At 63.9% G+C, this 23,649-nt stretch carries 24 protein-coding genes, 1 tRNA gene and 1 other RNA gene; 16 read left to right on the top strand and 10 right to left on the bottom strand.

The features are described 5' to 3' along the window. Positions 1-183 precede the first annotated feature (183 nt). The 4 genes from GR167_RS16015 to GR167_RS16000 all read left to right on the top strand — a co-directional run bounded on the left by GR167_RS16015 (position 184) and on the right by GR167_RS16000 (position 4,221). Positions 184-2,148: a bifunctional 2',3'-cyclic-nucleotide 2'-phosphodiesterase/3'-nucleotidase gene (locus GR167_RS16015; protein WP_160974725.1), complete on the top strand. Its 1,965-nt coding sequence runs from the start codon at positions 184-186 to the stop codon at positions 2,146-2,148. A 135-nt stretch (positions 2,149-2,283) separates the two neighbouring features. Then, on the top strand, positions 2,284-3,273 hold the full coding sequence (locus GR167_RS16010; RefSeq protein ID WP_160974724.1) for a zinc transporter ZntB: 990 nt from the start codon (positions 2,284-2,286) through the stop codon (positions 3,271-3,273). Positions 3,274-3,409: 136 nt separating this feature from the next. Next, positions 3,410-4,072, top strand: a complete 663-nt coding sequence (locus GR167_RS16005) for a CatB-related O-acetyltransferase (RefSeq protein ID WP_160974723.1) — start codon at positions 3,410-3,412, stop codon at positions 4,070-4,072. A gap of 73 nt (positions 4,073-4,145) precedes the next feature. Then, a tRNA-Trp gene (locus tag GR167_RS16000) sits at positions 4,146-4,221 on the top strand. 73 nt (positions 4,222-4,294) lie between these two features. Here GR167_RS16000 and GR167_RS15995 read toward each other — a convergent pair. Then, positions 4,295-4,993: a glutathione S-transferase family protein gene (locus GR167_RS15995; protein ID WP_160974722.1), complete on the bottom strand. Its 699-nt coding sequence runs from the start codon at positions 4,991-4,993 to the stop codon at positions 4,295-4,297. Positions 4,994-5,137: 144 nt separating this feature from the next. Here GR167_RS15995 and mscL point away from each other — a divergent pair, with 144 nt between their 5' ends. Beyond that, a complete protein-coding gene (mscL, locus tag GR167_RS15990; protein ID WP_160974721.1) occupies positions 5,138-5,575 on the top strand; it encodes a large conductance mechanosensitive channel protein MscL in 438 nt (145 codons plus the stop codon). Positions 5,576-5,669: 94 nt separating this feature from the next. Here mscL and ald read toward each other — a convergent pair whose 3' ends face one another. Then, positions 5,670-6,785, bottom strand: a complete 1,116-nt coding sequence (gene ald / locus GR167_RS15985) for an alanine dehydrogenase (protein WP_160974720.1) — start codon at positions 6,783-6,785, stop codon at positions 5,670-5,672. Between the two features lie 134 nt (positions 6,786-6,919). Here ald and GR167_RS15980 point away from each other — a divergent pair, with 134 nt between their 5' ends. From GR167_RS15980 to GR167_RS15970, 3 genes are all read left to right on the top strand, one after another. After that, positions 6,920-7,381: an Lrp/AsnC family transcriptional regulator gene (locus GR167_RS15980; protein ID WP_160974719.1), complete on the top strand. Its 462-nt coding sequence runs from the start codon at positions 6,920-6,922 to the stop codon at positions 7,379-7,381. Between the two features lie 83 nt (positions 7,382-7,464). Continuing rightward, positions 7,465-9,054 (top strand): GMC family oxidoreductase, encoded by a 1,590-nt coding sequence (locus GR167_RS15975; protein WP_160974718.1) that lies wholly within the window; start codon positions 7,465-7,467, stop codon positions 9,052-9,054. Positions 9,055-9,058: 4 nt separating this feature from the next. After that, positions 9,059-9,613: a flavodoxin family protein gene (locus GR167_RS15970; protein ID WP_160974717.1), complete on the top strand. Its 555-nt coding sequence runs from the start codon at positions 9,059-9,061 to the stop codon at positions 9,611-9,613. A 366-nt stretch (positions 9,614-9,979) separates the two neighbouring features. Here GR167_RS15970 and rpsU read toward each other — a convergent pair whose 3' ends face one another. Beyond that, entirely contained in the window at positions 9,980-10,186 is a 207-nt protein-coding gene (rpsU, locus tag GR167_RS15965) for a 30S ribosomal protein S21 (protein ID WP_066602373.1), read from the bottom strand. A gap of 109 nt (positions 10,187-10,295) precedes the next feature. Between rpsU and GR167_RS15960 the strand changes: the two genes are divergently transcribed. The 3 genes from GR167_RS15960 (at position 10,296) to GR167_RS15950 (ending at position 12,522) form a co-directional block, all read left to right on the top strand. Then, on the top strand, positions 10,296-10,979 hold the full coding sequence (locus GR167_RS15960) for a COQ9 family protein (protein WP_160974716.1): 684 nt from the start codon (positions 10,296-10,298) through the stop codon (positions 10,977-10,979). An 11-nt stretch (positions 10,980-10,990) separates the two neighbouring features. Further along, entirely contained in the window at positions 10,991-11,974 is a 984-nt protein-coding gene (locus GR167_RS15955) for an NAD(P)H-quinone oxidoreductase (RefSeq protein WP_160974715.1), read from the top strand. 212 nt (positions 11,975-12,186) lie between these two features. Continuing rightward, on the top strand, positions 12,187-12,522 hold the full coding sequence (locus tag GR167_RS15950) for an H-NS histone family protein (protein WP_160974714.1): 336 nt from the start codon (positions 12,187-12,189) through the stop codon (positions 12,520-12,522). Between the two features lie 4 nt (positions 12,523-12,526). Here GR167_RS15950 and GR167_RS15945 read toward each other — a convergent pair whose 3' ends face one another. Continuing rightward, positions 12,527-13,165 (bottom strand): ribonuclease T2 family protein, encoded by a 639-nt coding sequence (locus GR167_RS15945; RefSeq protein WP_160974713.1) that lies wholly within the window; start codon positions 13,163-13,165, stop codon positions 12,527-12,529. Positions 13,166-13,291: 126 nt separating this feature from the next. Here GR167_RS15945 and GR167_RS15940 point away from each other — a divergent pair, with 126 nt between their 5' ends. The 4 genes from GR167_RS15940 to GR167_RS15925 all read left to right on the top strand — a co-directional run bounded on the left by GR167_RS15940 (position 13,292) and on the right by GR167_RS15925 (position 17,718). Beyond that, on the top strand, positions 13,292-14,038 hold the full coding sequence (locus tag GR167_RS15940; protein ID WP_160974712.1) for a DUF1013 domain-containing protein: 747 nt from the start codon (positions 13,292-13,294) through the stop codon (positions 14,036-14,038). Positions 14,039-14,214: 176 nt separating this feature from the next. Then, positions 14,215-15,348: an NAD(P)/FAD-dependent oxidoreductase gene (locus tag GR167_RS15935; protein ID WP_160974711.1), complete on the top strand. Its 1,134-nt coding sequence runs from the start codon at positions 14,215-14,217 to the stop codon at positions 15,346-15,348. Positions 15,349-15,685: 337 nt separating this feature from the next. Further along, positions 15,686-16,858: a type III PLP-dependent enzyme gene (locus GR167_RS15930; protein ID WP_212770001.1), complete on the top strand. Its 1,173-nt coding sequence runs from the start codon at positions 15,686-15,688 to the stop codon at positions 16,856-16,858. 116 nt (positions 16,859-16,974) lie between these two features. Then, positions 16,975-17,718 (top strand): metallophosphoesterase family protein, encoded by a 744-nt coding sequence (locus GR167_RS15925; RefSeq protein ID WP_160974709.1) that lies wholly within the window; start codon positions 16,975-16,977, stop codon positions 17,716-17,718. Between the two features lie 3 nt (positions 17,719-17,721). On the opposite strand, the gene recR is transcribed toward GR167_RS15925, so the two are convergent. From recR to GR167_RS15910, 3 genes are all read right to left on the bottom strand, one after another. Beyond that, positions 17,722-18,321: a recombination mediator RecR gene (recR, locus tag GR167_RS15920; RefSeq protein ID WP_160974708.1), complete on the bottom strand. Its 600-nt coding sequence runs from the start codon at positions 18,319-18,321 to the stop codon at positions 17,722-17,724. Between the two features lie 106 nt (positions 18,322-18,427). Then, on the bottom strand, positions 18,428-18,772 hold the full coding sequence (locus GR167_RS15915) for a YbaB/EbfC family nucleoid-associated protein (protein WP_160974707.1): 345 nt from the start codon (positions 18,770-18,772) through the stop codon (positions 18,428-18,430). A gap of 73 nt (positions 18,773-18,845) precedes the next feature. Next, positions 18,846-20,606 (bottom strand): DNA polymerase III subunit gamma/tau, encoded by a 1,761-nt coding sequence (locus tag GR167_RS15910; protein WP_160974706.1) that lies wholly within the window; start codon positions 20,604-20,606, stop codon positions 18,846-18,848. A gap of 269 nt (positions 20,607-20,875) precedes the next feature. Between GR167_RS15910 and GR167_RS15905 the strand changes: the two genes are divergently transcribed. Then, positions 20,876-21,370, top strand: coding sequence for a phosphatase domain-containing putative toxin (locus tag GR167_RS15905; RefSeq protein WP_160974705.1), 495 nt, complete (start codon positions 20,876-20,878; stop codon positions 21,368-21,370). On the opposite strand, the gene GR167_RS15900 is transcribed toward GR167_RS15905, so the two are convergent. The 3 genes from GR167_RS15900 to ffs form a co-directional block, all read right to left on the bottom strand. Continuing rightward, positions 21,348-22,271 (bottom strand): MBL fold metallo-hydrolase, encoded by a 924-nt coding sequence (locus tag GR167_RS15900; RefSeq protein WP_160974704.1) that lies wholly within the window; start codon positions 22,269-22,271, stop codon positions 21,348-21,350. The two genes, GR167_RS15905 and GR167_RS15900, sit on opposite strands and share 23 nt — an antisense overlap. Before the next feature lie 69 nt (positions 22,272-22,340). Further along, positions 22,341-23,405 carry a ribosome small subunit-dependent GTPase A gene (gene rsgA, locus GR167_RS15895; protein WP_370741330.1) on the bottom strand — a complete coding sequence of 355 codons (1,065 nt, stop codon included), beginning with the start codon at positions 23,403-23,405 and terminating at the stop codon, positions 22,341-22,343. Between the two features lie 114 nt (positions 23,406-23,519). Further along, positions 23,520-23,618: signal recognition particle sRNA small type (gene ffs / locus GR167_RS15890), an RNA gene on the bottom strand. Positions 23,619-23,649: the final 31 nt, after the last annotated feature.

The following is a 23,649-nucleotide window of genomic DNA, read 5'->3' as shown; positions in this document are numbered from 1 at the left end:
AAAATCCTCGAGTGATCAACTCGCTGATCTGAATAGAGAAGGGCCGCCCAAGGGGCGGCCCTTTTTCGTTGTGCCCCGGGCTGACCACGCGTCAGGGTCGCATAATTTTACCGATTGGTCATGGATCTGTTATTCTGGCGCTGTTTTGATTTGAGTCTCAATTGCCAGAACGAGGGTTTTCCCATGACTGCCAAATTCAACCGTCGCGACTTCCTGGGCACCGCTGCCGGTGCCGGTCTTATCGCCCTGCATCCGTTTTCGGCCCGCGCGGCCGGCAATCAGGCGCATCTGCGGATCATGGAAACCACCGATCTGCACGTCCACGTCTTCCCCTACGATTATTACTCGGACCGTCCGGTCGATACGGTCGGCCTGGCCCGCACCACGGCGCATATCAACGCGATCCGCGCCGAGGCGACCAATTCGATGCTGGTGGACAACGGCGACTTCCTGCAGGGCAACCCGATGGGCGATTACATCGCCTATGAGCGCGGCATGAAGGAGGGCGACCTGCACCCGATCATCGCGGCGATGAACACGGTCGGCTTCGACGCCTCGACCCTGGGCAACCACGAGTTCAACTACGGGCTGGATTTCCTGATGAAGGCGCTGGCCAAGGCGGACTTCCCGGTGGTATCGGCCAATGTGGTCAAGGAAATGGCCGCCAATCCGCGCGGCGACAAGACGCTGCTGCCGCCCTATGTGATCCTCGATCGCGAAGTGACCGACGGCGCCGGGCAGACCCACACGATCAAGGTCGGGCTGATCGGCTTCGTGCCGCCGCAGATCATGAACTGGGATCGCCGCCACCTGGAAGGCAATGTGAACGCCCGCGACATCGTCGAGGCCGCCCGTGCCCATGTCCCCGAGATGAAGGAAAAGGGCGCCGACATCATCATCGCGCTGAGCCATTCGGGCATCGGATCGGCGGAATACACCCCGGGAATGGAAAACGCCTCGGTGCCGCTGGCGGCGGTGGACGGGATCGATGCGCTGATGACCGGGCATTCGCATCTGGTCTTCCCCTCGCCGACCTTTGCCGGTTACGCGGCGGTGGATGCCGAAAAGGGCCTGATCCACGGCAAGCCCGCCACCATGGGCGGCTATTGGGGGTCGCATCTGGGCGTGATCGACCTGATGCTGGAAAAGGACGGCGATGAATGGCGCGTGGTGACCAATGCCGTCGAAACCCGCCCGATCTACAAGCGTAACGAGGACCGGTCGATCACCGCGCTGGTGGAAAGCGATCAGCGGGTGCTCGATTCGGTGGCGCAGGAACACGAGGCAACGCTGGCCTATGTCCGCCGCGCCGTGGGCAAGACCGACGCGCCGCTTTACAGCTACTTCGCGCTGGTGGCCGACGATCCGTCGGTGCAGATCGTGTCGATCGCGCAGGAATGGTATGTCGAACAGATGCTGAAGGGCACCGAATACGAGGGTCTGCCGATCCTGTCGGCGGCGGCGCCCTTCAAGGCCGGTGGCCGTGGCGGCCCGGATTATTACACCGACGTGGCGGTGGGCGACGTGGCGATCAAGAACGTGGCCGACCTGTACCTCTACCCCAACACCGCGCGGGCGGTTCTGGTCACCGGTCAGCAGGTCAAGGATTGGCTGGAACGCTCGGCCGGGATCTTCAATCAGATCGAGCCGGGCAAAGCGGACCAGGTGCTGCTGAACCCGTCCTTCCCGTCCTACAATTTCGACGTGATCGACGGGGTCGAATACGAAATCGACCTCAGCCAGCCGTCGAAATACGACACCAAGGGCGCGCTGATCAATCCCGACGCCAACCGGATCGTCAACCTGACCTTCAACGGTGCGCCGCTGGACCTGGCGGCAAAATTCGTCATCGCCACCAACAACTACCGCGCAGGTGGCGGCGGCGATTTCCCCGGTGCCGACGGGTCGACCATCATCCTGACCGCGCCCGACACCAACCGCGACGTGATCGTGCGCTATATCGTCGAACAGGGCACGATCAGCCCCTCGGCCGATGCCAACTGGAAATTCGCCGCGATGCCGGGCACCAGCGTGCTGTTCGATACCGGGCCGAAAGCCGCCGCCTATGCCGACAAGGTCAAGGGCGTGAAGATCGCCCCGGCGGGCGACGGGCCGGACGGGTTCGCGCGGTTCCGCATCGATCTTTGATACCTGGGCGCTTGCGCCTGATTCCGGGGCCGCCTGCCGGGCGGCCCCGTTTTCATTTCCCGCCCTAGGCCGTCGTCGCGGTTGATCGCGCGCCCGCAGCTTGTATCCTGTCCTTACCCCTGCAGGAGCCAAGGAATGCCGCCCACATTCGTGAAATTCGCCCATGCCCTGAACGGGTCGGAAAAGGGCGCCAACCTGCAGGAACAGACCCTGCTGCGCCTGCTGGAGGACGAAACCCTGGCCTGGGTGCATCTGGACGGCACCGACCCCCGGACCGGCGACTGGATCGCGCAGCATCTGGATTATCTGGACCCGCAGGCGATCGAGGCGCTGCTGGATGTCGATACAAGGCCACGGGTGACGGTGCTGGGCAACGGGATGATGGTGATCCTGCGGTCGGTCAACATCAACGAAGGCGAAAACCCCGAAGACATGGTGTCGGTCCGGATGTGGATCGACGCCCACCGGATCGTGACGATTTCGCGCAAACCGACCCGGGTGATCGAACGGATCGACGCCGCGATGCGCGGCGGCGAGGTGTTCGAAACCGCCGGCGAATTCATGGTGCGGCTGGTCGAGGAAATCACCTCTCACATCGCGGATTTCCAGAAGGAACTGGACCTGAAGACCGAGGACCTCGAGGAACGGGTGGTGTCCGAAACCTCCGGCCATCTGGGGCGCGAAGTGGTCGATCTGCGGCTGCAGGTGATCGCGGCGCGGCGCTTCGTGGTGCCGCAGCGCGCCGCGCTGGAGGCGATCAGCAAGGCGCAGCTGGGCTTCATCGACCAGACCACCCGGCGCGAAATCGAGGAAGAGCACCTGAAAATGACCCGGGTGGTGGAAGACATGGAGGAATTGCGCGAACAGGCGTCGGTCCTGCGCGAGGAATTGTCGAGCCACCTGTCGGACCGGCTGAACCGCAACATGTTCGTGCTGTCGGTCATGTCGGCGATTTTCCTGCCGCTGGGGTTCCTGACCGGGCTGTTCGGGGTGAATGTCGGCGGCATGCCCGGGGTGGGCGACAGCAAGGCCTTCCTGTGGCTGTGCCTGGCGATGGGGGCGCTTTTCCTGCTGCAGATGGCGATCCTGTGGCGCCTGCGCTGGATCGGCGGCGGGCGGCGATAGCATTCCCCGGGGCTGATGTCGGTTGTCCCGGCACCTGTTCCGGGCTACCTTGCCGCCAGCCGATGGAGGGTGTCGTGAACAAGTAACAGCAAATCCAGTCCAACCAATCATGTCCCATGATGACAGGAGCGCTGTTATGCCTGCTTTTCTCGACGCCTCGTTGCGCCACCCGATCCGCTTGCCGGACGGAACCGCCTATCCCAATACCGTCTGGCTGAACCGGGTCATCGACCATCCGAACATGCGGATCGGCGATTTCACCTATTACAACGATTTCGAACCGGTCGCCGATTACGCCGCCCGAATCGCCCCTTATCTGCATCCCGGCGCGCCGGAACGGCTGATCATCGGCAAGTTCGGCCAATTCGCCCATGGCACGCGGTTCATCACCTCCTCGGCCGATCATCCGAAGCGCTGGTTCAGCGCCTATCCCTTCGCGGTGTTCAATCACGACTGCATGGACCTATACGCCGAGGAATTCAGCGCCGGGCGCGATACGGTGATCGGCAACGATGTCTGGATTGGTCACAACGCGATGATCCTGCCCGGCGTCACGGTGGGCGACGGGGCGATCATCGGGGCGGGGGCCGTGGTGACCCGCGATGTCGCCCCCTATACGGTGATGGGCGGCAACCCGACCACCCCGGTCCGGCAGCGGTTTTCGCCCGCGGTGACGGAGCTGCTGATGCGCTTGCGCTGGTGGGACCTGGAACTGGATCAGATCAGGGCGATCCTGCCGGTGCTGGCCTCGGCGGATGTGATCGGGCTGGAGGCCGCGGTCGACCGGTTCCGGGGTTAGGGTGATTTCACCTCATAAGGTGAAAAGGGCCTTGATCTTGGTCACGGCCTGTCATACCTAGTCGCACGGCCTTAGGGGTATAGCTCAGCTGGTAGAGCGACGGTCTCCAAAACCGTAGGTCGCGGGTTCGAACCCTGCTGCCCCTGCCATTTCCCGCCGATGACTGACGATGAGAGTTCAGGGCCATTTCTGGCCCTGTCAGTTTTTGGTTTTCCTGTTGTGTCAGTCGCGCGGCGGGATGTTCAGCCCGCGCTGCACCGCCGGGCGGGCGAGGAAGCGGTCGAGATAGGCCACCGTGTTGGGAAAGCTGTCCCATTCCACGACATCCCGTGCGCCATAGCGATCCAGAACTCGCAGCCAGCCGCCAAGCGCGATATCGGCGATCGAATAGTCGCCGCAGATCCAGTCCTGCCCCTCCAACTGCTTTTCGATCACCGCCAGCAGGCGCTTGGTCTCGTTGATGTAACGCTCGCGCGGGATCGGGTCTTCGACCTTGCTGCCGCCGAAGGCGTAGAAGAAACCCAGCTGCCCGAACATCGGCCCGACGCCGCCCATCTGGAACATCAGCCACTGGATTACCTTGTAGCGCTCCGCCGGGTCCTCGGGCAGCAGCTTGCCGGACTTTTCCGCCAGGTAGATCAGGATCGCCCCGGATTCCCACAGCGGCAGGGGTTTGCCGCCCGGCCCGTCCGGATCGATGATCGCGGGGATCTTGTTGTTGGGGTTGAGCGACAGGAATTCCGGCGATTTCACGTCCGCGTCCGACAGGGTCACCTTGTGCGCCTCATAGGGCAGGCCGATTTCCTCCAGCATGATCGACACCTTGATGCCGTTCGGCGTCGGAAAGGAATAAAGCTGCAGCACCGACGGGTCCTTGGCGGGCCAGCGGGTGTTGATCGGGAAATCGTCGGGGAAGGTCATGTCGGCTCCTGCTTCATCTGTTGGGATGAAAATACGCGAATTTCCCGGGACAGAAAGACCTTGGCGCGTAAAAGCAAGTGCTATTCAATCGAAGCGTAGCGCGGGGCATTCGCGCCGGGCAGATTACATGAGGGACAGAAAATCATGATTAAGGAATTCAAGGAATTTATCGCCAGGGGCAACGTGATGGACATGGCGGTGGGCATCATCATCGGCGCTGCTTTCACGGCAATCGTGAAATCGGTGGTGGGCGACCTGATCAACCCGATCATCGGGCTGTTCACCGGCGGCATCGATTTCACCAACAACTACGTCGTACTGTCGGGGGACGTTCCCGCAGGCGCGAGCCTGGAAGCCGCGCGGGAAACCGGGGCGTCGGTCTTCGCCTATGGCAGTTTCCTGATGGCGGTGATCAATTTCCTGATCATCGCCTTCGTGGTCTTCATGCTGATCCGCATGGTGAACAAGGCCAAGGATGCAGTGATCGCCAAGGAAGAGGAAGTCCCGGCCGAGGAGGCCCCGGCGGGCCCGAGCGAGCTGGATATCCTGATCGAGATTCGCGACGCGCTGAAAAAGGCGTGACCGGGATTTCGCGATAGCGCAAAAAAAACGCCCGGCAGAGAAAGGGGAACCTGCCGGGCGAAGTGTTTGCACCATAGGCGCAAGGGAATGTCGTTTACTTGATCAGGAGCTGTGGCGAGGTCACGTCGATGCCCAATGCCTTGCCCACCGCGTAATAGGTCAGCTTGCCCGCATGGACGTTCAGCCCTTCCAGCAGGTGCGGATCGTCGGCGCAGGCCTGTTTCCAGCCCTTGTCGGCCAGCGCCAACATGAACGGCATGGTGGCGTTGCCAAGCGCGATGGTGGCGGTGCGCGCCACCGCGCCGGGCATGTTGGCGACGCAGTAATGCATGATCCCGTCGACATCATAGATCGGATCGTCATGGGTGGTCGGGCGCGAGGTCTCGAAACACCCGCCCTGGTCGATCGCCACATCGACGATGGCCGCGCCGGGTTTCATCGTCGACAGTTGTTCGCGGCTCACCAGCTTGGGCGCCGCCGCGCCGGGGATCAGCACCGCGCCCACCACCATGTCGGCCGTCGCGACCAGCTCGGCAGTGTTGCCCTTGGAGGCGTAGGAGGTCTTGAATTCACCGCGGAACGCATCGTCGAGATAGCGCATCCGGGGCAGCGACATGTCCAGAACGGTCACGTCCGCGCCCATGCCTGCCGCCACGCGCGCGGCGTGGGTACCGACATGACCGCCGCCGATCACCACGACCTTGGCCGGGCGCACGCCGGGCACGCCGCCCAGCAGCACGCCGCGCCCGCCATTGGATTTCTGCAACGTCCAGGCGCCGACTTGCGGCGCCAACTTGCCCGCCACTTCGGACATCGGCGCCAGCAGCGGCAGCCCGCCATTCTTGTCAGTCACGGTTTCATAGGCAATCGCGGTGCAGCCCGACTCCAGCAGGTCGTGGGTCTGCTCCGGATCGGGGGCAAGGTGCAGATAGGTGAACAGCAACTGGTCCTCGCGCAGCATCTTGCGCTCGACCGCCTGGGGTTCCTTCACCTTCACGATCATGTCGGCGGTCGCGAAAACTTCCTCGGCCGTGTCGACGATTACCGCGCCGACTTCGGTATAGGCGCTGTCGGGGAACCCCGATCCGACCCCGGCCCCGGTTTCGACGATCACCTGGTGACCGTGGGCGATGGCCTCATGCGCCGCGTGCGGGGTTATCCCGACACGGAATTCCTGAGCCTTGATTTCCTTAGGGCAACCGAGCTTCATCAGCATCTCCTCCTGTGATTGGGGTCAGGATGTCGCAGTTCCAATGCAAGTGCATTGAAAAATAGGTCGTGTTTTCCCCGATCTTGTGAATATTCTGCGAAGAAATGGAAAACTCTGCGAAGGATTTTGTGTAAATGTCGCTGGATCAGACGGATCGTCGTATTCTGAGCGTGCTGCAGCGCCGTGGGCGCATTTCGAATGCCGAACTGTCGGAACGGGTGAACCTGTCGCCCTCCGCCTGCCACCGCCGGGTGCAGCGGCTGGAGGCCGATGGCTATATCCGCGATTACGTGGCGCTGCTGGACCCGCGCAAGATCGGCGTGTCGACCACGGTTTTCGTGGAAATCACCCTGCAGGCGCAGGCCGACGAGGTTCTGGAAGCCTTCGAGAAGGCGGTGGCGCGCATCCCGGACGTGCTGGAATGCCACCTGATGGCTGGGACGGCGGATTACATCCTGAAAGTCGTGGCCGAAAGCACAGAAGATTTCGCCCGCATCCACCGCCAGCACCTGACCCGGCTGCCCGGCGTGGCGCAGATGCAGTCGAGCTTCGCCCTGCGCACCGTTTTCAAGACCACCGCGTTGCCGGTCGAGTAAATGTCTGACATTTGAGCTTGCAAATGTCAGACATTTGAAAGTAATCCTGTTTTGAGGTATTTCTGACCCGGGGAGGATTTCGGATGCAGTGGGATTACATCATCGTCGGGGCCGGCAGCGCCGGCTGCGTGCTGGCCAAGCGGCTGGCGGATGCGGGCAAGAAGGTGCTGCTGCTGGAAGCGGGCGGGTCCGATGCCTATCACTGGGTGCATATCCCGATGGGATACCTGTACTGCATCGGCAACCCGCGCACCGACTGGATGTTCAAGACCGCCGAAGAATCAGGGCTGAACGGGCGGTCGCTGATCTATCCGCGCGGCAAGGTTCTGGGCGGCTGTTCCTCGATCAACGGGATGCTGTACCTGCGCGGCCAGGCCGCCGATTACGACGGCTGGCGGCAGATGGGCAATTTGGGCTGGGGCTGGGACGACGTGCTGCCCTATTTCAAGAAGTCCGAGGATTACGTCGACGGGCCTAGCGACATGCATGGCGCAGGCGGCGAATGGCGGGTCGACAATCAGCGCCTGCACTGGGACGTGCTGGACGACTGGATGGAGGCCGCTTCCGAGGCCGGTCTGCCCAAGGTCACCGATTTCAACACCGGCAATAATGAAGGCGTCGGTTATTTCCGGGTGAACCAGAAACGCGGCTGGCGGATGAACACGGCCAAGGCCTTTCTGCGCGCGACCAAGGGTCAGGCGCTGCAGGTGGAAACCCACGCCCATACCCGCCGGGTGCTGATCGAGGACGGCCGCTGCATCGGCGTCGAATACGAACAGCGCGGCGAGGTCAAGACCGCCCGCGCGGAGGGCGAGGTGATCCTGTCGGCGGGCGCCATCGGATCGCCGCAGATCCTGCAGCTGTCGGGCATTGGGCCGGGTGACCTGCTGCAGCAACACGGGATCGAGGTGCGGCGCGACAGCGCCCAGGTGGGCGGCAACCTGCAGGACCACCTGCAACTGCGCTGCGCCTGGAAACTGCAGGGGGCGAAGACGCTCAACACGATGGCGAACAGCCTGTGGGGCAAGGCGAAGATCGGGCTGGAATATGCGCTGAAACGCTCCGGCCCGATGTCGATGGCGCCGTCGCAGCTCGGCGCCTTCGCCAAATCGCGCCCCGATCTGGCGACCCCCGACCTGGAATTCCACGTCCAGCCGCTGACGCTGGAAGCCTTCGGCCAGCCTTTGCACGATTTCCCGGCGATGACCGCCAGCGTCTGCAACCTGCGCCCCGAAAGCCGCGGCAGGGTGGACATCACCTCGCCCGATCCGGCCGCGAAACCGAAGATCGCGCCGAACTACCTCGCGACCGAGGGCGACCGGCAAACGGCGGTCAATTCGATCCGGCTGGCGCGGCGAATCATGGAACAGGGCCCGATGGCCCGCTATGCGCCCGAGGAAATGAAACCGGGGCTGAGCGTGACCAGCGATGCCGACCTGGCCCATGCGGCGGGCGATATCGGCACCACCATTTTCCATCCCTCGGGCACCGTCCATATGGGGGCGGAGGACACCGCGCCGCTCGATCCCCGGCTGCGGCTGCGCGGCGTTGCGGGGCTGCGCGTGGTCGATTGTTCGGTGATGCCGACGATCACCAGCGGTAACACCAATTCACCCACCATCATGATCGCCGAGAAAGCCAGCGACATGATCCTTGAAGACGCGAGGGGATAACCGCATGGCGCTGATCGCGATTCCTTATTTCACCGGCAACGGCCATACCTTGCGGCTGGCCGAAACGATTGCGGAAGCGGCCGGCAAGGCGGGGTGTACGGCCAGCCTGATCGATGTAGAAAAGATGGCAGCGGCGGATTGGCAGGAGCTGGACGACGCCGATGCGATCGTCTTTGGCACGCCGACCTACATGGGCAGCGCGGCAACCGAATTCAAACGCTTCATGGACGACACCAGCGATCGCTGGGGCGACCAGGAATGGACCGACAAGATCGCGGCTGCCTTTACCGTGTCGATCTTCCCCGGCGGCGACAAGCTTGCCACGCTGATCCAGCTGTCGGTCTTCGCCGCGCAGCACGGCATGATCTGGGTCGGGCAGGATCAGATCGGCGCGCCGGTCGATGACGGAAAGCCGGGAATCAACGACAGCGGCACCTGGCTGGGCCTGACGGCCACCAGTTCACGCGACAAGACGCAGATGGTGCAGCCGGGCGATCTGGAAAGCGCGCGGCTGTTCGGCCATCGCATCGCGCGGGTCGCGCGGCGCTGGAGCACCTGAACGGCAGCCGCTGCGCCGGTGGCATTGTCGGATTTTGAGTATTTGGGCCAAGAAGAAGCGGGGATGCGCCTTGCCCGACCGGGAGCGAGGGACCCTGACGGGCAAGGCGGCTTCTCCTTGGGCGGTCATCGGCGCTCCCGCCTGTACCGCAAGGCCAGCATCGCGCGTTAACGTTAATAACGTCCTAATGGGTTTCTTCTTGGGAAAAATACTCCCGCCGGAGGCGGCGCGGCCTGCAAGGCCGCCAAGAATAATGGGCGCGCTCTGCGCGCGCCGTTTGATCAAGACAGCCCTGAAAATGACAAACCCCCGGGCAGGGCCGCGGGGGTCGTCTGAACTTATATGTCCGAGCTTACGAGAGGCGCCTTACAGCATACCTTCACGCTGTGCTTTCTTGCGTGCCAGTTTGCGGGCACGGCGGATCGCTTCAGCTTTCTCGCGCGCTTTCTTGACGGACGGCTTTTCGAAATGTTGCTTGAGCTTCATTTCGCGGAAGACGCCTTCACGCTGCAGCTTTTTCTTCAGGGCACGAAGCGCCTGATCGACGTTGTTGTCGCGAACACTAACCTGCATGTGGTTTTCACCACCTTTCTAAGTTGAGTTGCAAGGAATTGCAGGAGGTGGTCCTATAGCAAGGCTTGCTCTATTTGTCTACACCGAAGCCACCGGGAAAGGAGAACCCATGACTGCACCGGATCTGAAGGACCGCCTGCTGGATGCCGCACTCGTCCACGTCGCCTTCGACGGCTGGACCGAGGAGACCTTTCAAGCCGCGGCGCAGGATGCCGGGATCGACCCGGCGGTGGCGCGGGCGGTGTGCCCGCGCGGTGCGGCGGACCTGGCGGTGGCGTTTCACAAGCGCGGCGACGCGCAGATGGTGGCGCGGCTGCAGCAAGCCGATCTGGACGACATGCGGTTCCGCGACCGGATCGCGGCGGCGGTGCGGTTCCGGCTGGAAGCGGTCGAGGACAAGGAGGCGGTGCGCCGCGGGCTGACGCTGTTTTCGATGCCGCAGCACGCGCCGGACGGGATGCGGCTGATCTGGGAAACCGCCGGGTTGATCTGGGAAACGCTGGGCGACACGTCCGACGACGTGAACTGGTACACCAAGCGCGCCACTTTGGGCGCGGTTTACGGATCGACGGTGCTCTATTGGCTGGGCGACGAATCGCCCGATCACCAGGCGACCTGGGAATTCCTCGACCGGCGCATCGACGACGTGATGCAGTTCGAGAAGGCCAAGGCCAGCGTGCGCGACAACAAGCTGCTGAGCGGGCTGTTCGCCGGGCCGATGGCGGTGCTGAACCAGATCAAGGCGCCGGGGGCGCATAAGGACATGCCGGGGCGCTGGCATCACGAGCAGTAAGGGAGAAGCATATGTCTGAGACAATGCGCGCGGTGGAAATCACCGACGCGGGCGGGCCGGAGGTTCTGAAGCTTTGCGAACGGCCGATGCCGCAGGCCAAGCCGGGCCAGGTGGTGATCAAGGTGGCCTATGCCGGGGTCAACCGGCCCGACGCGCTTCAGCGCGCCGGGGCCTATGCGCCGCCGCCCACCGCCAGCGACCTGCCGGGGCTGGAAGCCTCGGGCGAAATCGTCGCCCTGGGCGAAGGCGTCAGCGGCTGGCAGGTCGGCGATCAGGTCTGTGCGCTGCTGCCGGGCGGTGGCTATGCCGAATACGTGGCGACCCCGGCGGCGCATTGCCTGCCGGTGCCCGAAGGCATGGCGATGAAGGAAGCGGCCTGCCTGTGCGAAACCTATTTCACGGTCTGGTCCAACGTGTTTCAGCGCGGGCGGTTGAAGGCGGGTGAGAGGTTCCTGATCCATGGCGGGTCGTCCGGCATCGGTACCACCGCGATCCAGCTGGCCCGCGAATTCGGCGCCCGCGTCTTCGTCACCGTCGGCAGCCAGGAAAAGGCGGCGGCCTGCGCCCGGCTGGGGGCGGAACGCACCATCGTCTACAAGGACGAGGATTTCGTCGAGGTGATGCGCGAGGAAGGCGGCGCCGACCTGATCCTCGACATGGTGGGCGGGTTGTATATTCCCCGCAACCTGAGGGCGCTGGCCGATGACGGGCGTCTGGTGCAGATCGCGTTTCTGCAGGGGCCGAAGGCCGAGGTGAATTTCGCCCAGGTCATGACCCGGCGGCTGACCATCACCGGGTCGACCCTGCGGCCGCAAAGCGATCTGGCCAAGGCGAAGATCGCCGAAAGCCTGCTGGAACATGTCTGGCCGCTTCTCGATGCGGGGAAAATAGGCCCGGTAATGGACAGCGAATTTGATCTGTCCGAAGCGGCAGAGGCCCATGCGCGAATGGAAAATGGCGGACATATCGGGAAAATCGTTCTGAAAGTCGCCTGACCCGAAACGGAGTCCGTGATTAAATAAGCGCCCCCTTTACGGGGGCGTTTTCATTTTTGGCTACCGAAGATTGATATTCTGTTTCTGCGATACCATTTCTGGTCTATGCGCCTATAAAATTCCCTAAAAAATCCAGTAATTATTATATATTGCCTATTGTGGAATATCTTTGGCAGAGGAATAAAGTTTCCAATCATTTGATAGGAGTAGCCATGACAGATTTGGTAAATGTCAGCGTCGAAGAGCTGACCGAATATTCACTCGCGGATCTGAAATCTCTGGAAAAGAAAGTGGCGAAGGCAATTGCCACTTATGACGAACGCAAGAAAAAGGCGGCGCTGGCGGAATTGGAAGCGAAAGCCAAGGAAATGGGTTTTTCCCTGTCCGAATTGACCGGTGCCAAGGGCAAACCCGTCAAAGCCTCCGGCGTTGCGAAATACTGCAATCCCGACGATCCCTCGCAGACCTGGACCGGCAAGGGCCGTCGCCCGGCCTGGTTCCTGGACGCCATCGAGGCCGGCAAGAAAGCCGAGGAGATGGAGGTCTGACCGCCTAGCGGATCGGATCAAGAAGCGCGTCATCCAGGCTGCAGTCGCGGATGACATCGCGCCCGCAGGGGACGGGGGCGAGATCCTTGGACAGACAAAGGCGGGCTTCCTGAATGCGCCCGCCTTTGCAGGTGATGGTCAGCATATCCGGCTCCAGCCCCGGATTGGCCTGCAGAAACGCCTGTTCCACCACTTTCGCCGGCAAGGTCACCGGGCGGTCCAGTTTGCGGAATACCGCGGGGCGGGTGACGCTGTCATAGGCGCGCCGCGCCAGGTCGTAATAGGCAGCGGCCGACAGGCCGGAACAGACCCCGTGCTTTTTCCACTGATACCAGGCCAGGCCGGAACTGCCCATGATATCGGTCATCTCATCGCTCATCCGCCGGGTCGGGTGCGGTTCGACGGTCGGGCAATAGGACGGCCAGCCGCGATGGTATTGCGGCCACAGCCCGTGCAGCACCCAGCCGTAATCTTCCGCTTCGTCGCATTGCGGCGATCCGCGCGCATCGCCTTCCAATGCGCACCAGCTGGGCGACCAGCTCAGCGACAGGACGTAATAGTCGAAATCGCCCGGCCGTTCGCCGTCCGCCAGGGCGGCGCCGGCGATCAGCGCGAAAACGAGGCTGATGAGACGGATTTGCATTCTCTCTTCCCTTATCGGTCGGCAAGCACTATATAGGCGGCAAGTTCCCCTACAAGGTAGCCCGTCCCGGACCAAGGGACAGCCTGTTTCAGGCAACGGGGAAGTTTTGAGTTAAGGAGACATGCTATGGCCAAACCGATCATGGCGAAGGCAACCGCCGTCTGGCTGATTGATAACACCACCATTAGCTTCAAGCAGATCGCCGATTTCGTCGGCATGCACGAATTGGAAATCCAGGGCATCGCCGATGGCGACGTGGCCACCGGCGTCAAGGGCTTCGACCCGATCGCCAACAACCAGCTGACCCAGGAAGAAATCGACCTGGCGGAAAAGAACCCGCTTCACAAGCTGAAGTTGAAGTTCAACGCCGCCGCCGTGGGCGAGGAAAAACGCCGCGGCCCGCGTTACACGCCGCTGTCCAAGCGTCAGGACCGCCCGGCGTCGATCCTGTGGCTGGTGAAGTTCCACCCGGAACTGTCCGACGGCCAGATTTCGAAACTGGTCGGCACCACCAAACCGACGATCCAGGCGATCCGCGAACGGACCCACTGGAACATCGCCAACATTCAGCCGGTCGACCCGGTCGCCCTGGGCCTGTGCAAGCAGTCCGAGCTGGACGCCGCCGTGCAGAAGGCCGTCGCCAAGCGCGAAGCCGAAGGCGGGGTGATGAGCGACGACGAACGCCGCAAGCTGGTCAGCACCGAACAGTCGCTGGCGATGGAAGACGACGGGCCGAAGATCCCCTCGGCCATCGAGGGGCTGGAAACCTTCAGCCTGCGCGATGACGAGGACGAGAAGGAAGAAGAAATCATCGACGCCGACAGCTTCTTCAACCTGCCCGGCAGCAAGGACGACGAAGACGAACAGCCCTGAGCGCTGTTGCAGTTGTGAGATAGGAAAGCCCGGGCGGTTCTGCCCGGGCTTTTTGCGTTTCAGGGGCGGCAAGGGCCCGCAATTTGAGTATTTTGGCCAAGAAGAAACGGCAGGGGTTTTCATTTCCCATCCGGCTGCGCAGTCTCGCGTCCGGGTAAGACGGGAAAGGGACGGCTATGACCATCGCAGTTGTCGGGCGCGGATTGATCGGAAGCGCAGCGGCGCGCCATCTGGCGAAACAGGGGCAGGACGTGATCCTGATCGGGCCCTCGGAACCGGCCGATTGGCAAAGCCATGAAGGCGTGTTCGCCAGCCATTACGACGAGGGGCGCATTACCCGCTCGCTCGACCCGTCGCCGTTCTGGAGCAGGGTCAGCCGCGAAAGCATCGCCCGCTACGATGAGATCGAGGCGGAAAGCGGCGTGCGGCTGTTTCATGAAACCGGGCTGATCATGGCGGGCCCCGAGGGCACCGGCCCGATCACGGATGTGGAAACCGGGGCCGCGCGTGACGGGATCGGCTGTGAGCCCTATCGCGGGGTGGGATTGGCCGAACGCTTCCCCTATTTCGCCTTCCCCGAAAACACGCTGGCGCTGTTCGAACCGAAGGGCGCCGGGCATATCAACCCGCGCGCGCTGGCGCGGGCGCAGGGGATCGCGGCGCAAAAGGCAGGGGCGCGGATCGTCGAGGCGGTGGTGACCGGGCTGGACGAAACGGCGTCGGGCGTCACCCTGCAGACCTCGCAGGGCGAGATCGCGGCGGATCAGGTGTTGGTCGCCGCCGGGGGCTTCAGCAACATGGTGCTGCCGGAGCCTTTGGACCTGCGGGTCTATGCCCGCACCGTGCTGCTTCTGGAGGTGGATGCCGAGGAACAGGCGCGGCTGGCCGGGATGCCGCCGCTGATCTGGCTGGGGCCGGCGGGCGAAGACCCCTATCTGCTGCCGCCGCTCCGCTATCCCGACGGCAAGGTTTACCTGAAGATCGGCGGCGATCCCGCGGATGACCTGCTGCCGAGCGATGCCGAAATCCGCGCCTGGTTCCGGTCGGGCGGCAGCGCCGAGGTCGGCGCTGTCCTGGAGGACAGCATAAGGGCGCGGATGCCCGGGCTGCGCTGCGTGTCGACCCGGGTGGCGCCCTGCGTGACGAGCTACAGCCGGGACGGCCTGGCGCTGATCCGGCGGCAGAGCGCGCGAATCTCGGTGGCGACGGCGGGCTGCGGCAAGGGGGCGAAATGTTCCGACGAACTGGGCCGGCTGGGGGCGGAGGTGGCCTTGGGCCGCGATTTACCGGATTGGGCGGTTGCGGGCTGATTTGATCGAAACCGGATCGCGGCGCGGGGGCGGCGCGTCTCCCCGCTCTGATTTTTCTTTGAATACCGTAGTTTGGCGTGGTCGGGGTAGGGGCGTGCGACCTTGGAAATTTAGTCCATTTTGATCATATGAACGCCGCCAAAACCGGGCGGAAAATTATTTTTTCACCGCCCGAAAATTTTTCTTGATCGGTGCGAGGCAAGACCCTAAATGCCCGCTCAAGACGCCAACGCACGCGCCTCTGGCCAACCCGAACCGGGTTAGTGTTTACGTAGCGACGGTAACGTCTCCCTTGGAAGTGAGCGGCCATATATGGCCGGGTCTATTGGAGATGACCATGAACGCCTACGTAGCACCTTTCGCGTGCGGCGATGCCGTACGCACTGAAACCCGTATCGAAACCTTCATCCGCGGTGCGGCCTTCGAGCGTCCGACGCTGGTCATCGACCGTGACGCGGTTTCGCACCAATACCGCGCGCTGAAATCCGGGCTGGGCCGGGCCGACATCCATTACGCGGTCAAGGCAAACCCGGCGCGCGAGGTGCTGGAGGCCCTGCTGTCCGAAGGATCGCATTTCGACGCCGCATCGCGCGGTGAGATCGAACTGTGCCTGAGCCTCGGCGCGCATCCTGAAACCATTTCCTTCGGCAACACCGTGAAACGGCCCGCCGACATCGCCTTTGCGCATCAGGCCGGGATCACCCTGTTCGCCGCCGATGCCGAGGAAGAGCTGGAAAAGATCGCCGAAAACGCGCCGGGCGCGCAGGTTTACATCCGCCTGCTGGTGGGCGCGACCGGCGCCGACTGGCCGCTGAGCCGCAAATTCGGCTGCGCGCCGGAAATGGCCGAAACCCTGATGGCGCGGGCGGTGGAACTGGGGCTGGCGCCCGTCGGCCTGTCCTTCCACGTCGGCAGCCAGACCCGCGAGGCCGGGATGTGGCGCGACACGCTGGACCAGGTGGCCGCCGTCTGGGCGCAGGCGCGGGCCAACGGTTTCCCGCTGTCGCTGATCAATATCGGCGGCGGTTTCCCGGCCTTCTACGGCGAGGCGATCGAACCGGTGTCGATCTATGCGGCGAAGGTAATGGACATGGTCGAGGCACGGTTCGAAGGCGCCGAGCGCGTGATGGCCGAACCGGGCCGCGGCATGGTGGCCGAGGCGGGGATGATCGCCGCCGAGGTTCTGCTGGTGTCGAAGAAATCCGACGATGACCTGCATCGCTGGGTCTACCTGGATATCGGCAAGTTCTCGGGCCTGGCCGAAACCATGGACGAAGCGATCCGCTACCAGTTCGTGACCGACCGCGATCACGAGGAAACCGTGTCGTCGATCCTGGCCGGTCCGTCCTGCGACAGCGCCGACGTGCTTTATGAAAAGCGCCCGGTACAGCTGCCCGTCGGGCTGCGGTCGGGCGATCGGATCATCATCCGCAACTGCGGCGCCTATACGTCGAGCTACTCCTCGGTCGGCTTCAACGGCTTTCCGCCGCTGGATGTGGTGGTGATCTGAAGACGGGGCCTTGTCCGGGCGGATTTTCGCCCGGACAAGGCTAGTCTGTGGTTGCGTTTTGTCAGGGCGCATGCTCTCTTTGAGAGAATATTTCATTCTGACAATATTTTAGTAGCATGATCGAACGATTTGCCGTCATCGCGGATATCCATGGCAATGCCGATGCGCTGAGCGCCGTTCTGGCCGATATCGACCTGTTGGGCCTGTCCGAAATCATTGGCCTTGGCGATTATTTCAGCGGCCCGCTGGATGCGGCGGGGACGGCGCGAATTCTGGCGGGGCGCCCGATGCGCGCGATCCGGGGCAATCACGACAGGTATCTGTTGTCTCACGCCCCGGGGAACATGGGCGATTCGGATCGCACCGCTTTTGACCAACTGCCCGATGCGGCGATGCAGTGGCTGGAAGGTCTGTCGCCCTTCCTGTCGCTTGGCGAGGACCTGCTGGCCTGCCACGGCACGCCCTATGACGATAACAGCTACTGGGCGGAAACGGTGGGGACGGATGGCCGGGTGACCCCGAAGGACCCCGATGAGATCGAAGAGATTGCCGATGACCTGCCGCATGCCCTGTTCCTGTGCGGCCATTCGCACCTGCCGCGGGTGACGCAGATGAGCGGCGGGCGCTTGCTGGTCAATCCCGGCAGCGTCGGCTGCCCGGCCTATCGCGACGAATTGCCGGTGCCGCACAAGATGGAGGCCGGCTGCGCCCATGCGTCCTATGCGGTGCTGGAACGGTCGCGGGACGGCTGGCGGGTCGATCTGCGGCTGGTGCCCTATGACAGTACGCGGATGGCGTCGCTGGCGCGCGGCCACGGGCGCGAAGACTGGGCCCGCGCGGTCGAATGCGGGCGGGTCTGACGTTCAGATCTGTTTGCGTGCGTTCAGCGCTGCGGTGATCGTGCCCTCGTCGAGGTAATCCAGCTCACCGCCGATCGGAACACCCTGCGCCAGCGAGCTCAGCTGCACCCGGCCCTCCAACTGATCGGCGATGTAATGGGCGGTGGTCTGACCGTCGACGGTGGCGTTCAGCGCCAGGATCACTTCGCTGATCCCTTCCGAATCCACCCGGTCGATCAGTTTCGGGATGCGCAATTGTTCCGGCCCGACGGAATCGAGCGCCGACAGGGTGCCGCCCAGCACGTGATAGCGGCCCTTGAACACGCCCGTGCGTTCCATCGCCCACAGGTCGGCCACGTCTTCGACCACGCACAGCATGCCGGTGGCGCGCTTTTCGCTGGCGCAGATGCCGCAGATATCCGAGGTGCCGATATTGCCGCAGTTGAGGCATTCGCGCGCCGAGACGGCGACCGATTGCATCAGGTCGGCCAGCGGCGTCAGCAACAGCGCCCGCTTGCGGATCATGTGCAGCACCGCGCGCCGGGCCGAACGCGGTCCAAGCCCGGGCAGCTTGGCCATCATTTCGATCAGCGCGTCGATATCTTGGGAGGAGTGTTCGCTCATGAGCGCAATCTAGTGCGGTTGAGCGGCTTTGAATAGGGGGGAAGCGCCGGAGGCCGCATCCGTGCGGGGGCCTCCGGAGGGAATTTTTAAAGGGGCAGAAAGCCGATCAGAACGGCAGTTTCATGTCCTTGGGCAGGCCCATGCCTTCGGTCAGTTTCGACATCTCTTCCTGCGCGGTGTCGCTGGCCTTCTGCTGGGCGTCCTTGATCGCGGCGAGGATCAGGTCCTCGACCACTTCCTTTTCGTCGGGGTTGAAGATCGACGGATCGATGTCCAGCCCGGTCAGCACGCCCTTGGCGGTGGCGGTGGCCTTGACCAGCCCGGCGCCGGATTCGCCGGTCACGGTCATGGTTTCCAGCTGTTCCTGCATTTCGGCCATCTTGCCCTGCATTTCCTGGGCTTTCTTCATCATCTTGGCCATGTCGCCAAGACCGCCGAGACCTTTCAGCATGGGGGTTCTCCTGTCTGTGTCGCTGTTGCGTTCTAGATACGTTTGATGCCGGGGTGCGGCAATGGATCGGGAGTCATTCTTCTTCGAACGGGTCCCATTCGTCCTCGACCTCCTGCAGCGCGTCGGCCTGCGCCTTGGCGGCGAGCTCTTCCTGGGTGCGGATCTTGGTGATCTTCGCCTTGGGGAAGGCCGTCAGCACCGCCTGCACCATCGGGTGGGCCTCGGCTTCGGCGCGCAGGGCGTTTTCCTTGGCGTTGCGCTTCTCGTCGATGGTTTCGCCGCCGCCTTCGTTGACCACGGTGACCGCCCAGCGGTTGCCGGTCCAGCGCTGCAAGGCGCTTCCCAGCCGTTGTGCCAGGTCGCGCGGGGCGTTTGCTGTGGGTTCGAATTCGATCCGGCCGGGCTGATAGGCGGCCAGCCGCAACCCGGTTTCCACATTTACCAGCAGTTGCATGTCGCGGTGGTGGCGGATCAGTTCGACCACGTGTTCAAAACTGGGATAGCGCGCCAGCGCCTGGTCGGCATCCACCGCCAGCGCCATGCGCGGGCCGCCCTGCGGTGGCATCCCGCCCGCCGGGGTCGAGGAATAGGCCATTGCGCCGCCGCCCGCCGGGGCGGTCCCCATGCCCTGTACCGGCATGCCGCCGCCCGGCCCGGCGGGGGGCACCGGCATGTCCTGCAGCTTGCGCACCAGTTCTTCGGGGCTGGGCAGGTCGGCCACATGGGTCAGGCGGATGATCGCCATCTCGGCGGCCATCATCGCGTTGGGGGCGCTGGCGACTTCGTCCAGCGCCTTCAGCAGCATCTGCCACATCCGGGTCATCACCCGCATCGGCAGCGCCTCGGCCATGGCCTGACCGCGGGCGCGTTCATCGGGGCTGACGGTGGGGTCGTCCACCGCTTCGGGGGTGATCTTGACCACCGAAATCCAATGCGTCACCTCGGCTAGGTCGCGCAGCACTGCCATCGGGTCGGCCCCGTCGGCATATTGCCCCCCGATTTCGGCCAGCGCGCCGCCCGCGTCGCCCTTCATGATCAGGTCGTAGAGGTCCAGCACCCGGCCCCGGTCGGCCAGCCCCAGCATGGCGCGGACCTGATCGGCGGAGGTTTCGCCGGCGCCGTGGCTGATCGCCTGGTCCAGCAGAGAGGTGGCGTCGCGCGCCGATCCTTCGGCGGCCCGGGTGATCAGCGCCAGCGCGTCGTCGCTGATCTTCGCCTCCTCGGCGGTGGCGATCCGGCGCAGCATGCCGATCATCACCTCGGGTTCGATCCGGCGCAGGTCGAAGCGCTGGCAGCGCGACAGCACCGTCACCGGCACCTTGCGGATCTCGGTGGTGGCGAAGATGAATTTCACATGGGCGGGCGGTTCTTCCAGCGTCTTCAAGAGCGCGTTGAACGCGCTGGTCGACAGCATGTGAACCTCGTCGATGATGTAGATCTTGTAGCGGGCGGACGCAGCCCGGTAATGCACGCTTTCGATGATTTCGCGGATGTCGTTCACGCCGGTGCGCGACGCGGCGTCCATTTCCATCACGTCGACATGGCGGCCTTCCATGATCGCGCGGCAATGTTCGCAGACTCCGCAGGGTTCGATCGTCGGCCCGCCATTGCCGTCCGGCCCGATGCAGTTCATCCCCTTGGCGATGATCCGCGCGGTGGTGGTTTTGCCGGTGCCGCGGATGCCGGTCATGATGAAGGCCTGGGCGATGCGGTTGGCTTCGAACGCGTTGCGGAGCGTGCGCACCATCGCTTCCTGCCCGACCAGGTCGGCAAAGGTTTCAGGACGGTATTTGCGTGCCAGGACCTGATAGCCCTGGGTCGGTGTGTCGCTCATGATCTGCCTTCGGATTCGAATACCCGGCCAAGGTAAGACCTGCGGCGCGCTGCGTCCACCGGATAGGTGCGGGAAGGGAGGGGCGCTGCCCCTCTGCGCGCGTGAAGCGCGCATTCACCCCGGAGTATTTGGGCCAAGAAGAAGCTGCAGGGGGCAGGGTGCATTTTTCATGTGCAGGAGGGGCAACCGGGGCTAAGCTGTGCCGATAGTGAACGACAGATTATTTCAGACAGGGTTTCGATGGGGAATTTGCTGGAAAGGTCCGGGCGATGTCAGATCTGGTGCTGAACGCGCTGACGGTCGGCGATGGGATTCTGGCGCTCTGCCCGATGCCGGGGCGGGGCGGCGGTTATGCCGACGACCTGGAGCTTCTGCGCGAATGGGCCCCGTCGTTGGTGATCACGCTGGCGTCGCAGGCCGAGCTGGTCGCCGAAGGGGCGGAACGGCTGGGCCCGGACCTGATCGAATCGGGGGCCCGCTGGGCGCATCTGCCGGTGGTGGATTTCGGAACGCCCGACCGCGCTTTCGAGGATCTCTGGCCCGGGATCAGCCGCGCGGCGCGGGCGGCGCTGAGTGGCGGCGGCCGGGTGGTGGTGCATTGCAAGGGCGGCTGCGGCCGGTCGGGCATGGTGGCGCTGCGGCTGATGATCGAAGCGGGCGAGGCGCCGCGCCCGGCGCTGTTGCGGCTGCGCGCGGCGCGGCGTTGCGCGGTGGAGACCCAGGCGCAGCTGGACTGGGCGGTTACTCCCACTCCATCTGGCTGAACACTTCCTGCGCGTTGCGCTTGGCCAGGGTGTCGAAATTGTCCATCTCCGCAAAGGCGGATTGATCGACATCGACGGCGGTGATGATATCGCCGCCCTCTTCGATATGCGCACCGATCTTTTCGCGCAGGTTGGCCAGGTAATCGCGGGTGTCATGGGTGGCGGTGGCCAGGTCGGTGACCGGGCCGTGGCCGGGCACCACATGGGCCGGATTCAGCGCCGCCATCGCATCGAAGGCCTCGATCCAGCCGGCGCTGCTGGAAAATTCCAGCACGCCCAGCAGACGGCCGACAAAGACGATATCGCCGGTGAACACGGTTTCGGCCGCCGGGTGCCAGACGAACGTATCGCCCGGCGTATGGGCCGGGCCGGGATGGGTCAGTTGCAGGGTGACGCCGCCCAGGGTCAGGTCATAGCTGTCGTCGAAGGTGATATCGGCATAGGCGGGGGTGGTGCCCGCCAGCCCCTCGGCCCCGATCAGCGCGGTCAGCATGGTCTGCTGCATCGAGGCGCGGTCCTGCTGATCGGCCACCGCATCGGCCGAGGCGACGATACTCGCGCCCTGTTCCTTCCAGTAGCTGTTGCCGATCCAGCGGTGATCCTGGCCGCCGGTATTGATCACATAGCGCACCGGCTGATCGGTGATCCCCTTGATCACCGCGTCCAGCGCCTGCGCGCCCTTGTAGCTGCCGCCCGCGTCGATCAGCACCGCGCCCTCGTCGGTGACGATCAGCCCGTGGGTGGAATTGTTGCCGAGGTTTTCGGGGTTCCGCTGCACGGTGGGGCCGACCAGCGCATAGGTGCCCGGCGCGATGGTGGTGACCTGCATGATCGGTTCGGCCTGCCCGGCGGTGGCGACAAACGCGATCAGGACGGTGAAAATGGTAAAGAAACGGGGCATCGGCGCGGTCCTCCTCTTGCGGCGGCGATTGGCGCAGAATGACGCCCCGCGCCGGGGCGGGCAACCGGTCTATTTGCCGCTCTTGCGGGGTTTGCCCTTGAAGCGCTGCTGGGCGGCCAGTTGCGCCTTGTGCTGGCGGGTGATTTCGCGGGCGCGGCGGCGGGTCTGGCCGAGGGTTTCGGTGTTCAGCTGATCCTCGGCGCGCAGCTTGCGCCAGCGTTCCAGCCGTTCCTCGGAAAGCTCTCCGGCCTCGATCGCCGCCCGAACCGCGCAGCCCGGTTCGCTGACATGGGCGCAGTCGCGGAACTTGCAGCGGGTGGCGAGGTCGGTGATGTCGTCGAACAATTCGTCAATGCCGCCCGCGACGTCGTGCAGCCCCAGTTCGCGCATCCCCGGCATGTCGATCACCATGCCGCCGCCCTCGGCGAAATGCAGCGACCGGGCGGTGGTGGTGTGGCGGCCCTTGGCATCGTCTTCGCGGATGCCTGCGGTGGCCTGATCCGATCCGGTCAGCGCGTTGATCAGGGTCGATTTGCCGACCCCGGAGGAGCCGACGAAGGCAACCGTCTTGCCCGCTCCGCACCAGCGCCGCAGCTGGTCCGACTGGTCCGGGTCCTTGGCGTTGATCAGCAGGATCGCGTCGAACTTGCCGGAAATCTCGCGCGCTTGCGCCAGGTAGGATTGCGCGTCCTCGGTCTTGTCGGCCTTGGTCAGGATCAGCACCGGCGACACGCCGGCATCCAGCGCCAGCACCACATAGCGTTCGATCCGTGCCGGGTTGAAATCCTCGTTGCAGGACGTGGTGATGAACAGCGTGTCGATATTGGCCGCCAGCAGTTGCGTCTTGGCCTCGATCCCCGCCGCCCGGCGGGCGAGTTTCGAGCTGCGGTCGAGAATCGTTTCGATCACATCCGTTTCGGGATCGACCACGACCCAGTCTCCCACCGCGATATCCCCGGCGCTGAGCGTCGGCGGATAGGTCAGCCGCACCGCGCCGCGCGGGCCCAGCCCGGTGGCCTTGCTGCGCTGCACGGCGGCGATCCGCATCACGCGATCAGGCGTGCCGCCGACTGCGTCGAGCTGATCGGCGAAGAAAGGGGACCATCCCAGATCGTTCAGCGAGGTCTGTGTCACGCGCGCTCCGGTTTGCATGGGCTGACTGTCATGGCGCGCAAGAATGCCGGTTTTCGGGGCCTGGACAAGGGCGGATATCGCCAGTGACGGTTTTTGCCCGGAAGCTGTGGGGGAAGGTGAGAGGTTGGACAACGACCCAAGCGGGGCTCGTTACGGCTGCTTCCTTCCGGATCTGACCGGGTTGGCGAGGCGCCTGCCCGCGCCAACCTCTCGACCGGCTATATAGGTTTGCGGCGGCGGGAAT

The sequence above is a fragment of the Thalassovita mangrovi genome, from assembly GCF_009857745.1.
GTDB lineage: Bacteria > Pseudomonadota > Alphaproteobacteria > Rhodobacterales > Rhodobacteraceae > Thalassobius > Thalassobius mangrovi.
Note: the sequence above shows the minus strand (reverse complement) of the source record. Positions and strands in the feature narration are given on the sequence as shown.